General features: G+C 36.0%; 16 protein-coding genes. 14 read left to right on the forward strand and 2 right to left on the reverse strand.

Annotated features, from left to right (window positions below):
* The first annotated feature begins 5 nt into the window (after nt 1-5).
* The 9 genes from OQ267_RS06815 (at nt 6) to OQ267_RS06855 (ending at nt 8281) form a co-directional block, all read left to right on the forward strand.
* The gene (locus OQ267_RS06815; protein WP_265819653.1) at nt 6-626 is read left to right on the forward strand and encodes a hypothetical protein; all 621 of its coding nucleotides are present in this window, start codon (nt 6-8) and stop codon (nt 624-626) included.
* Nucleotides 619-1230 carry a hypothetical protein gene (locus OQ267_RS06820; RefSeq protein ID WP_265835326.1) on the forward strand — a complete coding sequence of 204 codons (612 nt, stop codon included), beginning with the start codon at nt 619-621 and terminating at the stop codon, nt 1228-1230. The genes OQ267_RS06815 and OQ267_RS06820 overlap by 8 nt, the downstream gene beginning before the upstream one ends.
* Nucleotides 1231-1246: 16 nt before the next feature.
* The gene (locus OQ267_RS06825) at nt 1247-1825 is read left to right on the forward strand and encodes a hypothetical protein (RefSeq protein ID WP_265835327.1); all 579 of its coding nucleotides are present in this window, start codon (nt 1247-1249) and stop codon (nt 1823-1825) included.
* A gap of 440 nt (nt 1826-2265) precedes the next feature.
* Nucleotides 2266-2538, forward strand: a complete 273-nt coding sequence (locus OQ267_RS06830; protein ID WP_265835328.1) for a hypothetical protein — start codon at nt 2266-2268, stop codon at nt 2536-2538.
* Between the two features lie 35 nt (nt 2539-2573).
* A complete protein-coding gene (locus OQ267_RS06835) occupies nt 2574-3113 on the forward strand; it encodes a hypothetical protein (protein WP_265835329.1) in 540 nt (179 codons plus the stop codon).
* A gap of 748 nt (nt 3114-3861) precedes the next feature.
* Nucleotides 3862-4809 (forward strand): TIGR01212 family radical SAM protein, encoded by a 948-nt coding sequence (locus tag OQ267_RS06840; RefSeq protein ID WP_265835330.1) that lies wholly within the window; start codon nt 3862-3864, stop codon nt 4807-4809.
* 345 nt (nt 4810-5154) lie between these two features.
* A complete protein-coding gene (locus OQ267_RS06845; protein WP_088303280.1) occupies nt 5155-6561 on the forward strand; it encodes an ammonium transporter in 1407 nt (468 codons plus the stop codon).
* A 37-nt stretch (nt 6562-6598) separates the two neighbouring features.
* Nucleotides 6599-7615 carry a porin gene (locus OQ267_RS06850; protein WP_265835331.1) on the forward strand — a complete coding sequence of 339 codons (1017 nt, stop codon included), beginning with the start codon at nt 6599-6601 and terminating at the stop codon, nt 7613-7615.
* Nucleotides 7616-7702: 87 nt separating this feature from the next.
* Complete coding sequence (locus tag OQ267_RS06855; RefSeq protein ID WP_265835332.1) at nt 7703-8281, forward strand: DUF4468 domain-containing protein; 579 nt, start codon at nt 7703-7705, stop codon at nt 8279-8281.
* Between the two features lie 12 nt (nt 8282-8293).
* On the opposite strand, the gene OQ267_RS06860 is transcribed toward OQ267_RS06855, so the two are convergent.
* Together OQ267_RS06860 and OQ267_RS06865 are read right to left on the reverse strand one after the other, a co-directional pair.
* Complete coding sequence (locus OQ267_RS06860) at nt 8294-8761, reverse strand: SRPBCC family protein (protein WP_088303277.1); 468 nt, start codon at nt 8759-8761, stop codon at nt 8294-8296.
* Between the two features lie 353 nt (nt 8762-9114).
* The gene (locus OQ267_RS06865; RefSeq protein ID WP_088303276.1) at nt 9115-9588 is read right to left on the reverse strand and encodes a ribonuclease H-like YkuK family protein; all 474 of its coding nucleotides are present in this window, start codon (nt 9586-9588) and stop codon (nt 9115-9117) included.
* Between the two features lie 215 nt (nt 9589-9803).
* On the opposite strand from OQ267_RS06865, the gene OQ267_RS06870 reads away from it, so the two are divergent.
* The 5 genes from OQ267_RS06870 (at nt 9804) to OQ267_RS06890 (ending at nt 15244) form a co-directional block, all read left to right on the forward strand.
* Nucleotides 9804-10022 (forward strand): hypothetical protein, encoded by a 219-nt coding sequence (locus OQ267_RS06870; RefSeq protein ID WP_088303275.1) that lies wholly within the window; start codon nt 9804-9806, stop codon nt 10020-10022.
* 46 nt (nt 10023-10068) lie between these two features.
* Nucleotides 10069-11373: a DEAD/DEAH box helicase gene (locus OQ267_RS06875; RefSeq protein WP_265835333.1), complete on the forward strand. Its 1305-nt coding sequence runs from the start codon at nt 10069-10071 to the stop codon at nt 11371-11373.
* Between the two features lie 180 nt (nt 11374-11553).
* Complete coding sequence (locus tag OQ267_RS06880) at nt 11554-11787, forward strand: DUF1456 family protein (RefSeq protein ID WP_029287857.1); 234 nt, start codon at nt 11554-11556, stop codon at nt 11785-11787.
* Nucleotides 11771-14470, forward strand: a complete 2700-nt coding sequence (locus OQ267_RS06885; RefSeq protein WP_265835334.1) for a TonB-dependent receptor — start codon at nt 11771-11773, stop codon at nt 14468-14470. The genes OQ267_RS06880 and OQ267_RS06885 overlap by 17 nt, the downstream gene beginning before the upstream one ends.
* Nucleotides 14471-14506: 36 nt before the next feature.
* The gene (locus OQ267_RS06890) at nt 14507-15244 is read left to right on the forward strand and encodes a GDSL-type esterase/lipase family protein (RefSeq protein ID WP_265835335.1); all 738 of its coding nucleotides are present in this window, start codon (nt 14507-14509) and stop codon (nt 15242-15244) included.
* Nucleotides 15245-15280 lie beyond the last annotated feature (36 nt).

A 15280-nucleotide genomic window follows, 5' to 3' on the forward strand; every position in this document is an offset into this window, starting at 1 on the left:
TAATTATGAATAAGCAATTTTTAGGATGGATAGTCGGTGTATTTGTATTGTTCCCAATATTTGTGTTTTTGTATAATAAAATTACTGTAAAAAAGAATGATGGAGCAAAATTCTTTTCAGCATATTACGAAAAAATATTCTCTATTCAATTAGATGTACCAAAATTGGGAGGAGGGTATTCTGATACTTTAAATGTTGAATTTGACCATTATAGGGTTGGTGCAAGCCCAATAGGATATAAAAGTTTAAGTGGAAATATCATTGGTGTTCGATTTTTGGATTTGAATCAACATAAGTTTTATAGAATAAGAATGTATGATGTTGATAATCAGAAATTTGCTCCTTTTTCGGATTCGTTAGAAGGACAGAAAATAACTGCATGGGTAAATCAAGATGACCTAAAAGATCCTAGCTACGGTACTAAAGAAAAACCTATTCCTGTTTTTAATTTTAAAGGGATAGGCGAGCCGATAAGGACTTGGGGCGGAGATGCAACGGGTTCAAAAGTAGTTTATGAGAGCTTGGAGCCTACTGATCAACAATATAAGCATAATGTACTAACCTATTTAACCTACATTATGCCAAAAGACGAATTTAAAAAACGTTTTGAAAAAACTAATGAATAAGCAATTTATAGGATGGATAGTCGGTGTATTTGTATTGTTCCCCATATTCGTGTTTTTGTATAATAAAATCACTATAAGAAAGAATGATGGAGAAAAGGGTTTTTCAAATTATTATAAGAGTATTGAAGTATTGCGCTTAAATGTCCCAACTATTCAAGGTGATTATTCTGATACCTTAAGTGTTGGTTTTGACCATTACAGAGTAGGGGCAAGCGCAATTGGTTTTAAGGGTTTAAGTGGAAATATTCTTTCTGTTTCATTTTTAGATTTAAAGATGAAAAAAATATTTAAAATAGCGATGTATGATGTCGATAAGCAGAAATACTATCCATTGTCTGATGTTTTAGAAGGTAAAGAAATAATGGCATGGGTAAATAAGGAGGATTTGAAAAATCCCAATTACGGTACTAAAGAAAAGCCTATTCCTGTTTTTAATTTTAAAGGAGTTGATGAGCCGATCAGATATGATTCAGAAAATGAAGGTTCTGTAAACGGATATAAAAATTTAGAGCCCACTGATCAACAATTCAAACACAATGTACTAACCTATTTAACCTACATTATGCCGAAAGACGAATTTCAGAAGAGGTTTGAAAAGAAATAATAGTTCCGGTCTGTAAATGAATAAGCAAATATCACAAGCAATTGGCTGGGCAGTAGGTGTATTAATTATATTCCCTTTAATAATTTATGGCATTAACTATCTTTTCAAAAAAAAAGATAATAATTCAAAAAGTGCGATTCCTATATATATTGATAATTGTGTAGAACTAAGGATTTTATTTCCTGATCAGCTAGATTTTAGAGATACTCAATATAAAACATCTTTACTATCTCCACAGGAAAGTATTTACAAAATTTTTTTCAGGGAAAAATCGATAAAAAAGTATCTAGAGATTACTTTTTTTAATTATCCTGATGATAAAGGACTTGCTTTTTCAACTTCTTTACGGGGAAAGAAGATAATAATAACTATAAATAAAAATGATTTAGATGATCCTAAATATGGTACCCCCGACAATCCAATACCTGTTTTTAGAGTAAGAGAAGACCTTCCTGATTCAATCAGTAAAACAAGGGGCTCAGAGGACGGATGGAATGTTGATATTACTAAAAATCAATTTAAATATAATGTTGAACAGTACTTAACTTACATTATGCCAAAAGAAGAATTTCAGGAGAGGTTTGAAAAGAAATAATAGTTTCCAGCCTGTAGGTATTGCAACCGGCACAACAGAGGAAATGCTTGAATTGAGAAAAGCCCAAAATAGTGCCATCGCTGGCGCATGCGTGCCGCGTGTGCATTATGAGCAAAGGGCTAATAGATTTAGGTGAATTATAAAAATTTGAAAAACTTCACATATGGGCCAGCAAATGGGCCTGACCGAAACAATTCCGAAATAAAATAACGGGAAACTTTCTTTTGTTTCCTCGCTAGCGTATGCTTGCCGCGTATGAACTACAATACTTTAATTTCGTGCGGTGAGACACCGCCCGATAGAACGAAAAGAAGAAGTAAAGTATAACTATCAATTATTGTACTATTAGTTTATATAACGGGAAGTTTTCTAATTAGTAAGAATCTGGAATTGAGTATTGTAGGAGATAATTTAATTATCAGCGATGGAAAAAAACAATTTTGATTAACCTTAGTCAAGTTAATGGATTTTACTTTCATGATGAGGCAGCCATTAACCATTCAGACTCAACTAAAAAAGGCCCTGCTTCGTCTATAACGATATATTATAGAAATGGAAAGGTATTCGAGGCCAATGAATATTCAGCTTTGTTTTTGCCAGAAAAGTATGACCAAGTTAAGAATGAAAAATTTAAAGCTTTTTTAGATACATTATTGACAGAATTGGATTTTAGTTTAGCTAAGAAAGGCAGATTCCGATTTTTAGCAATATAACAGCTAGTTGGTATACAAAGTAGTAAATTTAAAATATGGATGTAAATAATAAAGAATTTGTATTGAAAAACGTACTTATTTTACCTTTTTTTTGGTTTCCTTTAGGAGGATTAGTAATTGGCATGCCATTATTCATCATTTATGGTACCTATGGTTTTCGATATTTAGGTGTATGGGGGCTTGTTTTCACTGCTATGATCTTTTTTGCCATTTTATCATTATTGATTAAATACTTAAGCAAGAATATTACAATTAGGTTCTTGCCCGAAAAGATAGATATTAACATCAATGGGAGGAGCACTATTTATAACAAAAAAGACATAACAGGCATTTTTGCACATGATTACCATCATACCAGTACTTCTCTTATTTCTATTCAAATAAACTTCAAGAGCGGCAAAAAAATAGAAATTGTTGATTCTATTTTTACTGAAAAATATGATTTAGATGTTTGTGGGAATTTAAGAAAATTGATGACTGCCTTTGAAAGGGAAATTGGATTTGTAAAACTTAATAAAAACCGCATGCGCTCATTTCAAAAATTAGGCGCTTATTGGTATTCCAAAGTCCAATAAATTTATATCTCCATCGCTGGCGCATGCGTGCCGCGTGTGCATTATGAGCAAAGGGCTAATAGATTTAGGTGAATTATAAAAATTTGAAAAACTTCACATATGCGCCAGCAAATGGGCCTGACCGAAACAATTCCGAAACAAAATAACGGGAAACTTTTTTTTGTTTCCTCGCTAGCGTACGCTTGCCGCGTGTGAACTACAATACTTTAATTTCGTGCGGTGAGACACCGCCCGATAGAATGAAATTTAGATAGCTAATTTGCAAATATAGAACTTCGAACTGCAATTATAGAAGTACGAACTGCAAGTATAGAACTATCAACCGCAACGTCTGAACTGCTGACCGCAACGTCTGAACCATCGATTGCAACGCCTGAACTAACGACTGTAACGTCTGAATTACCAACTGCAACGTCTGAACTATCGACCGCAACGGCTGAACTGCGAACTTAGAACTGTTAACTGCAAGTATAGAACTGCGAACTGCAAGTACAGAATAATAATTTAAAATGGCCGCTACATGCCTAAATTTAGAATGGGAAACAATTTACCAAGAAACAAAAAAATGCTTCGATCAAACATGATATGGTTAGTTGCCTGAGCAATGAAAAACATGGTTCAAAATCAATAGAAGAATTTAAAAAGTTATGCATTCCTGCCTGCTCAATGTACGCTCAATCTCACATCTCATTTCTCACATCTCAAATCTAACCCTGCGTTTCGTTCAAAAAGCGTATTTTTGCAGGTAATGGGAACACTCGTAGATTTAGGAATAAAAGGATATAGAAATTACGGTACATATTTGCGCGAAAAGTATAAAGGACAGCGCGTATTTAAAGTGATCGTAGATGGAGGATTTACCTGTCCTAACCGTGATGGAAGCAAGGGCTTTGGCGGTTGTACCTATTGTAATGTAGATTCTTTCACTCCCGAACCCTCCAGGCAGAATCCGAATATTAAAGATCAGTTGATTGAGGGGATGACAAGAGCAAAAGCCTCCTATCGTGCAGATAAGTATATTGTATATTTTCAGCCCAATACCAACACCTATGCGCCGGTACATTATTTGAAGATGATGTATGACGAAGCTTTATCCATCAATACAGAAGATATTGTAGGTTTCTCTGTGGGCACCCGGCCAGATTGCATTGATGCCGAAAAGGTAGCATTACTGGAAAGTTATGCCGATCGCTTTGATGTTGATTTAGAAATGGGCATGGAATCTATTTACGACGAAACGCTTGATCAGATTAACAGGGGTTGCAGTCATGCTGAGTTTGTCGCTGCGGTGAAACTTCTGGAGAACAGTAAGCTAGACCTTTGCGTGCACACTATCTTCGGTTTTCCGTGGGAAACCAAAGCGCAGATGTATGGCTATATTCACGAAATTAATCGTTTCCCGCAAATCAAATTTGTTAAATTCCATCATTTGCATGTAGTGGAAGGTTCTATTATGGGGGCTAAATATAAAAAAGAACCTTTCAAGCTGTTTACTTTAGAAGAATATACCGATTTACTCTGCGAGTTAATTCCATTGCTCCGTCCGGATATTGTTATTCAGCGATTATTTGGTATTTCTGACTGGGATTTATTAATCGCACCCAATTGGGGATTAAATAAGTCAGCAATTCAGACTTATATGGATAAAGAATTAGAAAAAAGAGGCATCGTGCAAGGATCATCGTATTTACCTTAATAACTGAATTTTTTATAAAATTTTCAGAAAACCTATGATTTTTTCATGGGTTTTTTGTTTTATAGATCTTTTTTATTTAGAAAACGTCTGATTTGTATTGCCATCTTATCGGTTTGTGTTAAAATTTCGATTTTAATTTTATTAAAAAATGCGATCAAAAAGGATTGTTTTTTTATTAATTGGTATTTAAAATCGATTAAATCTTATTGTTTTATAAAAATTTAATGTTTTTGTTAGAAAATTATCATTTTATAGTGTTAAAAATTCAATATGTTGTATTTTTATAGATGTAATTCGGAAATAATTAAACTATTTATATCAACTAGCAAAACAAACTAAAAAAAGATGACTAAACTTTCACTAAAACAGTATGCGCCATTCTTGATCTTGATGATTGTCGCGATTCTAGCCCTATTTATTCCACTTCTTCCAAATTTTGATGAAGGAAAATACAGTGGTCCGGATATGGCATTTATTTTAATTGCCGCAGCATTGGTTTTTTTAATGACACCTGGTCTGGCATTTTTTTACGGCGGCATGGTTCACCGGAAAAATGTGCTTTCCACCATGATTAAAAGTGTAGTGGCTGCAGGTGTAATTACTGTACTTTGGATTGTTGTAGGTTTTAGCTTAGCCTTCGGCGATACTATCGGCGGCTTTATCGGCAATCCATCTACCTTTTTATTCTTTAAAAATGTAAATTCAGGTGCGCCGCATTTACAGGGAGGTTCAGACTTAACTATTCCACTTTCCTTATTTGCAGTATTTCAATTAATGTTCGCCATCATTACACCTGGTTTGGTTGTTGGAGCAGTGGCAGAACGGATCCGTTTTACATCTTATATCTTATTTATTGTATTATTTGCCGTATTTGTTTATTCGCCATTGGCACACTGGACATGGCACCCTGAAGGTTTCTTATTAAAAATGGGTGTGTTAGATTTTGCTGGTGGAACGGTAGTACATATCTCTGCAGGTATGGCGGCTTTGGCAGGAGCCTTGGTTTTGAAACGCAGAAAATCGCATATGGAGCATAAAGAAGTTCCGCCTGCAAATATCCCTTACGTGTTAATCGGTACAGGATTATTATGGTTTGGCTGGTTTGGTTTTAATGCAGGTTCTGCATTGGGCGCAAGTAGTTTAGCCGTATCTGCTTTCTTAACCACCAATACCGCCGCTGGTGCCGCTGGTTTATCCTGGATGTTTTTTGATGTAGCCAGAGGTAAAAAACCTTCAGTTTTGGGTTTCTGTATTGGCGCAGTAGTTGGTTTAGTAGCTATTACCCCTGGTGCGGGTTTCGTCAGTATTCCATCAAGCATATTTATCGGGGTTATTGCTGCGGTAATTTCCAACCTGGTTGTTTCATGGAAACAAAAAACAAGTTTAGATGATACTTTAGATGTATTTCCTTGTCATGGAGTCGGAGGTATTGTTGGGATGATTTTAACAGGAGTTTTTGCGACAAAAACAGTAAACAGTTTGGGTAATGATGGTTTATTCTATGGTAATCCGGAATTCTTTTTCACACAGTTGAAAGGTGCAGCCATTGTTATTGTGTTTAGTTTTGTGGTATCATTCGTAATTTTCAAATTCATCAACCTGATTCAGCCCATCCGTGTATCTGAAGAAGAAGAAGAAATGGGACTTGATGAATCGCAGCACAATGAGAAATACTCTCAGGGAACTTTACTGGTTGAGGAAAGAGCGATCTATATTGAAAGAAACAGTCCGGTAACTGAATCCATTTCTTAAGCCCTAAAAACTATATCTAAACCCCAATAGCTCAAACATGAAGAAATTTTTAACTGCTGTATTTACTATGGCCAGCACTACGTGTGCCTTTGCTCAAGAGACACCAAACTCACCTCTTGAAATTTCAGGATCAGTAGATACTTACTTTAAGTATGATTTTGCCAAGAAACCTAATATCAAAACCTCATTTGCATCAGATCACAATTCTGTTTCCTTAGGTATGATTGATCTGGTGCTTAAAAAAAGAACAGGTAAAGCTTCATTTGTTGGAGAGCTATCTTTTGGCCCGCGTGGGCAGGCGCAGTCATTGATAAACGCAGCTGAAGATGTTTCCTCATTCCATATCCAGAATCTATACGTTAATTATGATTTTACTGATCAATTTTCCATGACGGCTGGTTATATGGGGACCTTTATCGGATACGAAGTAATTTCTCCTGTAGGGAACTTTAACTATTCCACTTCGTATTTATTCACCAATGGTCCATTCCAGAACGCCGGGATTAAGGCAACCTATAAATTCTCTGATAAAGTGAGTTTAATGGCTGGTTTATTTAACGACTGGAATGTGTATACCGCTACCCGCGGTGTATCGAGCCTTGGTGGTCAGTTAATGATTGCCCCGGTTGAAGGATGGACAGCTTATCTGAATGTATTATCTGGCGCAGGTGCCGGTGGCTATGGAACCATTGAAGACTTAACCACCTCTTATCAGATTACCAGTAAATTTAAATTGGGTTTAAATGCAGCCAATTATGATATCGACAATGATGGCGGTGGTTATGCTGGTGCAGCACTTTATCCGCAATTTGCTGTTGCAGATGCGGTAACACTGGGTTTAAGAGGAGAGTATTTTAAATATAAAGAAGTGGCTGGAGTCGCTGGTGATAAATATACGGCAGTAACTTTCACTGCCAATATTAAATCCGGTGGGTTAACGTTCATTCCTGAGGTGCGATTGGACCATAGCGGTAACAAACCTTTTGTGAAAGAAAACGGCATGGCGGCACCAAACGCCGGACAATTCTCTTTAGCTGCGGTTTACGCTTTTTAAATGGATTTTTTAATAGAAGCCGCCAGCATTCAAAACTGGCGGCTTTTTGTTACCTTTAAATATTACAGCATCCATTAATTAAATGCAATGAAATACGGCTTACTTCTGGTTTTTACTTTATTTTCCATTACTTTATCTGCACAACAGAAACTGTTTACTACAGCTGAGGATGGTAAATTTATTTATTATAAGATCGTAGATTCTCAAAAGGTCGGTAAGGATGTATTGGTACAACGTGCCAAAAATTTCATTAACGCACAGCAAAAAATAATTCAAACTGAAAATCAAACAGATTCATCTTTAACAGCAAAAGGGAAATTAATTATTGATAAAACAGTATTGGTGGTGGGGCATCCAAGTGGAGAAGTCATCTATAACCTTAATTTTGAGGCCAGAGATCATAAATACAGGTTTTGGCTCACTGACTTTAAATTTATTCCATATCAAAGAGATCGGTATGGGAATTTTGTGGCCACAACACACATTGGTTCGCCTTTAGAAAAAAAGGTAGATAAACTTACATCAGGGCAGTGGAAAGATATTCAGACCGCAGCTTACCAGAAGGTTGAAAAGTTCGGGGAAAGTTTAAAGAAGTTTTTAGCATCTGATGCAACAGTTAAAAAAATAGCTAAACCCGCAGAAACGATTTCCACTAAAAGATGGTAAGCCAAACAACTACTAAAGCTGACCAAAAACTTCTACTACTTTTTTAAACCTGAAATCGAAAATAGCATTGATCTTTTTATGTACGGTAACGGCATTAGCAATCTTACCAATTGGACCATAACCTATAGCATAATGTAAAATATCGCGCATTAAAATTCCATTTTCAATTTTACTAAAATGGTGTTGGTGATGCCAGAATGCAAAAGGACCAAAGCGCTGCTCATCAACAAAATATTCCTTTTCTTTTACATGAGTAATCTCAGTCATCCAATCAAGCTTAATGCCCAATAAGGGCGAAACTTTATAAGTGATAATCATACCAGGATACATCTTCGTTTGTTCCATATTTGGGGAAGTCACATCAAAGGTCATATCTTTCGGCGTAATCTCGGCAAGATTTAAAGGAGAGGAAAAGAAATCCCAGGCGGTATCTAAATCAACTGGCAGTTTTTGTTCGAATGCTAATCGGTATGTTTTCAATTTTCTATTTTAGAACATAACAGCAGAGAAGACATTTTGTTGGGATTATTATTTACTGGTGAGCAACAAAAACGCATGAAAATATAGGGCAAGCCACTAAATAAAATTAGCCTTCTCAAATTGCCCGTGAAATTAAGCACTGAGCGTACAAAGAAAGTACACAACACACGCTGAAGTCTGTTTTTTTGATATCTCGTTAGGGCGTGAACTGGATGAATCCGATGGTTAGTTAACTGATTTAAGATCTGAGCACAAAGCATGTAAAGCGAATGCAACGTCACCTGTTGATTTAGCTTTGACAACTTTGGCAGAATACGCCTGCCGGGAGTTGTCAAAGACATTTATATGTAAATCTAATGCACCATCTTATCTGCACAGGTAGAACTAGCGAAGGCTTCAGGCTTGGCCTTAAAAATAAAGCCCATACTCATGATGTATCCCATGGCATCATTAAGTGCCTTGTTGGATTTGAAAAGTGGATTCGTATTAATGTCTGCATGGACTTCAAGTGCCACATCATAAACATCCAGTAAATCGCAAATGGAGTAAGCCGTTTCTATAGATTTTTGCACTTCCACCAGCATTCTTTCTTTTATGCTGACCTGTTGTGTGCTCTTTTCCTGGTGGATATACATGAAACCACCATGATGCTCTCTCAGCAATACAATTACTGTTGCAAAATCAGTGATGGCACCTTTAACCTGTGAGTCGGTTCCAATACAAACTTTAAGCTTAAAGCCCTTTTCAGTTTCTCTGATAATAGATTTTTCGATTTCCTCGTGGATGGAAGATTGAATAATTTCACCACTAAATTTTTTCCAGGTCATACACAATTTTATTGAGGTTAATAAATGGTAATCAGGTTTTTATAAAAATAAGTGCTATAAGTTAAATGCGTGTTAATGTTAAGTTGTTTATTTGCTAACAAATGTTTAGTTATCAACAAGTTAATTAATTTAAATGATATTGGCGGCTGCTTTTTGAAACAAATATTCCAGCCCGTCGTTAATAATGGTATTATCTCACTAAATACTTTAATGTTATGAAAGCCGAACTCATTCAAGAATTTCAAATGTTGCAAAATAGTAGAGCTAACAAATTTGCAGATGAATTAACCGACAGGTTTATGTCATCAGTAGACCTGGTTACCGAAAAAGTGAACTCTTCCATCTCTAAAAGAGGAAACATGCTGTTGCTTTTGGAAAAAAGGTTAAATTTCTCTCTTTTAAAGCGATTTAAGAACAAGTTTTTCAAGTTCTAGGTCATGGCAGCTTCCCGGAGGCTGAGAAATGTTTATCTTTGACTCAATGATAGAAAATGCCTTAAAAAGATTAAATATTACTGCGCTCAATGAGATGCAGGAAATGGCGGTTAAGCAGGGAAAATTGAGGAAGGATATCTTATTGATCGCCCCAACCGGCTCCGGCAAAACTTTAGCATTTTTACTTCCATTAATTTCCAGCTTGAATGCTGAAGTGAAGGGTGTACAATCACTGATTCTGGTACCTTCCAGAGAGCTTGCATTGCAAATTGAGCAGGTTTTTAAGCAGATGGGTACACCCTTCAAAGTGAATTGCTGTTATGGTGGCCATGCCGTGCGGGTAGAAAAAAATAACCTCGCACATCCTCCGGCTGTTTTAATCGGAACACCTGGGCGCATCGCTTACCACCTGGAGCACCATCATTTTGACGAATCATTTATTGAAACGCTCATCTTAGATGAATTTGATAAGTCTTTAGAATTTGGTTTCGAAAGGGATATGTCATACATCATCGGGTCTCTATATTCTTTGAAACAGCGGATATTGACTTCCGCAACTAAAATGGAAGAAATTCCGGCTTTTGTAAAGCTGAACAAACCTGCTGAAATTGATTTTTCTAAAAATATTCAGGTTAAACCCGATTTAAAACTCAAAAAAATAACAGCCCCGGCAGCTGATAAACTGGATGCTTTATTTAAGCTTTTAAGTAAAATTGGCAGTAAAAATACACTGGTTTTTTGCAATCACCGTGAAACGGTTGACCGGATTAGTGATCTGCTGTTTGAAAATGGCTTGGGGCATGATGTTTTTCATGGCGGAATGGAGCAATTTGACCGGGAAAAAGCGTTGCTTAAATTCAGAAACGGAAGTCATAAAATCTTAATTACCACTGATCTTGCCGCCAGGGGATTAGATATTCCGGAGGTGGAATATATTGTGCATTACCAGTTGCCTTACACGGAGGATGCTTACATCCATAGAAATGGAAGAACAGCACGAATGAATGCAAAGGGCACGGCGTATGTTGTACTTACTCCTGAAGAAAATTATAAATACCTGCCAGAAAATGTTGAGGAAGAAGACTTATCACAGCATTATCAATTACCTGAGGCCAGTGATTGGGTTACGCTATATATACCAAACGGTAAAAAGGATAAGATCAACAAGATTGACATTGTGGGTGTTTTTCTTAAAAAAGGTGAATTAGAGAAAGAAGATTTAGGATTAATAGAGGTGAAAGATTCTGCCAGTTATATTGCTGTAAAGCGCAATAAAGTTGAAAACTTGCTGAAGGTTTTGAGTAATGAGAAAATTAAAGGGAAAAAACTTAAGCTGGAAATAGCGAGTTGACGTTTTTTTGAAAGCTAAAGTTGATACTTTTTTTCATAAGTTCATTGTAATTTTACTGCCTTCAAACATTCAAACATTTAAACATTCTATCATTCAATCATTCATTAATTCAATCCTTCTATCATTCAAACATTCATTAATTCAATCCTTCATTAATTCAATCCTTCAACAATTAAAAACATGAGTAACAACGATATATTAAAAAAACTAAGAGTAGCATTATCATTAAAAACAGATGATATCATTACGATCTGTGACCTGGTAGGGTTTAAAGTAACCAAAGCAGAGTTGGGCGATATTTTTAGAAATGAAGATCACGAGAATTTTAAACCTTGCGGCGACCAGATTCTGCGTAATTTTTTAAATGGTCTGGTAATTTACAAAAGGGGTCCGAGGGATGAAAAAAAGCAATAATTTATGCTTTTTAATATTTTTTTTAATTTTTATATTTTCTCTTAACGCTTTCGCTCAATCGCCGGTAAAAATCAGCGGACAAGTAATCGATTCTCTAAAAAATCCTATTGAAGGTGCTGGTATCCGCTTAATTATGGCTGAGGATACGCTCCGTACAACCTCTGATGCCAAAGGAAATTTTGCCTTTTCAAAAGTTAAACCATCCAAGTTTTATCTCTCCATTACAGCATTGGGATATAAATCCTTTGCATCTGTTTACGAAACTCAACAATCAAAAAAGAGTTTAATTCTGGAACCTATTTTACTCAAAGCAGAAACCATCCACCTGGAAGATGTAGAGGTTAAAGTAAAAGTAGATCCCGTTAAAATCAAAAAAGATACCATCGAATATAATGCTGGTGCTTATACCATAAGGGAAAATGATAAAGTGGAAGATCTGCTGAAGCAACTGCAGGGCATTGAAGTTGATGAAAAAGGTGGAGTTACGGCTATGGGCAAAAAGATGACCAAGCTTCGGGTAAACGGGGAGGATTTTTTTACCAATAATGTAGAAGATTATATCAGGCAGTTACCTGCTGATATTATTGCCAAGCTACAGGTGATTGATGATTACGGCGATCAGGCTAATTTTACGGGCATCAAAACGGGCACCCCTATTAAAATGTTAAACCTCGTAACTAAGCCTGGAAAGGATAACGGACTGTTTGGTAATGCAAATGTGAGCTCGGCCACCAATAATGCCAATAACTTAGGAGTTAATGGCAATGTGTGGGAAAAAACAAAACAAATTGGCTTTGGTGGCCGCTATGGCATTACCAATAACGAATTTACAAAGATGGATAATGTTGCCCTGAACGGGAACATCAGGGAAAAGGTCTCAAAAGAACTGAACTATAATGGGGGCTATAACATTAGCCGGGGGGCAAATGAATCTATTCAAAGCAATTACCTGGAAACATTTAACCCACAGGGAACCATTTACGATTTAAGGCAGAGTAACAATAGTGCTAATTCTTTGAACAATAGCATTAACCTTGGTTTAACCGGCACTACAAAAAAGAATTATTTTAATGCTTCCCTTAACGGAACTTTAACGGATGCCAGAAATGAAGCCATAATTAATTCCAATAAAACGGGCTATATTAAGCAAGATCTGATATCTGATGCCGGATCAAAAAGCAGTAACGCCAACCTAAATGGTAATGTTAACTGGTCAAGGCGCTTAGCAAATCCTAAACAATCCCTGTCTATGGGATTTAATTTTGGAAGCGGCAAGGGAAATTCGAACAGTACCATTCGAGATATGATCCGTTATTATAATGAAACAACCAATATCCTGGTGAAAGATTCTCTTCTGAACAGATTGGTGGATAATAATACTTCAAATGCTACTTTTGGCGGTAATATCCAGTTCTCAGATGCATTGAAAAGGGCAACAGATAGTACCGGTACAGGTTATTTGAATTTTACTTATCGTTTTTCTGTAACCAGAAGTCAGCATGAGCAAACTACAACCGTTACCAATCTGCCTGGAAACAGTTTTGTGGTAGATTCACTTGGGCAGGATTATGTATCCAGCTTTATCAATCAAAATATTGGAGTAAGCTATAACCTCAATAGTAAGCTGCTTAGTTATAATATCGGACTCAATTTTACCCCAAGTATGATTATGGGCAGAGACCGCAATACCGGACAGCAGTTGAAAAAATATCAGTTCAATTATGCACCATCTGCAAATTTAAGTTATCAGCTTAAAAATGAAGGTAACCTGAGTTTTGGATATAATGGTACAACGAATTCACCAGATTTTAATAAACTCCAGCCTATCAGAAACAGTAATGATGTCCAAAATCTTATTATCGGCAATCCGGATCTGAAAGCCACATCAAATCATACTGCTGATCTGAGCTATAATAAATATGGAATTAAATCCGGATTAAGTATTATGGCAGGTTTAACAGGAACTTTTGCCTTTAACAGTGTAGTGAGCAATACCATCTTTCTGAGGGATACATTAAACAGCCTAAAGCAACAAACCACTTACGAGAATGTAAACGGCATTTATAACCTGGGTGGAAATTATTCACTGAATAAAAGGTTACTGAATAACAAACTCTCTTTATTGTTTAACGGAAACATAGCCTATAGCCATAATGTTTTTTATACTGATAATGTATTAAACCGCAGCAGTGGGATTAACATTTCAAATGGATTCAGGTTTAGCCTGAATGAGAAGAAATATGCAATAAATACCAATGTATCCTACAGTTTCAGCTCCAATACTTATGCGGTAATGAATCAGAATATTAAAAATATTCAGGTACTTGCATTAGGTGGGAGTGCCAGCTGGATTCCTAATAAGCATTTCAGGTTGAATGCATCTGCCGCTAAAAGCCTTAATTTTGGCTATAGTTTATATGCAGGCAACCCCTTGCTGGTTAATATGGGATTGAACACATCGTTCCTGAAAAACAATAAACTGGTTTTTTCAGTACAGGCTAATGATTTGTTTAATCAGGGCGCACTCTTTAGCACCAGTATAACTAACAATTCCATTTCCGAAAACAGAACGCGTTTTATCAGCCGTTTTGTGCAGGCTACGTTGATTTATAACCTGAGCCAGTTTGGAAATAAAAAATGGAGATCAGCAGCATTTAATGTTGATGACAATGAATCCTATTAATGACATAATTGCTATTTTAGCATTCAATATACAATTATGAAAAGTAGCCTACTATTCTTTATTTTATTTATTTCCACCTGTCGTTTTCTTACAGAAGATTCAAAAATTAAGGATGTAAAAGAAAAATCTAAAAAGGAAAATTTTGCAGACGATTGGGCCGCGCTAAGTAAGTATCAAAAGGAAAATGAACTTTTGATGGCCCAAGGTAAGAAAGAAAAAAGTGTTGTCTTTTTGGGTAGTTCCATATTTGAGTTCTGGAAGCAAAAAAGGCCTGAATATTTTAGCAATAATCCTTACATCTGCAGGGGTATAAGCGGACAAATTTCTCCACAGTTGTTGGTGCGTTTCAGGCAGGATGTTATTAATTTAAAACCTGAAGCCGTAATTATTTTAGCGGGAAGTAATGATATTGCAGGCAATACAGGGCATGTAACCAATGATAGCATCATGGATCATATTAAATCAATGGCAGAGTTGGCAAGGCTTCATGATATTAAGGTAATCCTTTGCAAATACCTGCCTGTTTATGCATATCCCTGGAACAAAGATATTCAGCCTACAGATAAAATTGTAGCACTGAATCAACTCATTGAAAGGTATGCCAAAGAAAATAAATTGACCATTTTAGATTATTGGACACCATTAGTAGATGATAAAAAAGGGCAGCGGGCAGAATTAACAGTTGATGGCGTACATCCGAATTTAGCAGGATATAAAATTATGGAAGCCGTAACTGAAAAAGCCATTGATGAAGCCTTAAAAAGAAAATTATAAGATGAATACCCACAAATTCAATTGTGGGTTATTTTT

This window comes from Pedobacter sp. MR22-3 (assembly GCF_026240075.1).
Lineage (GTDB): Bacteria > Bacteroidota > Bacteroidia > Sphingobacteriales > Sphingobacteriaceae > Pedobacter.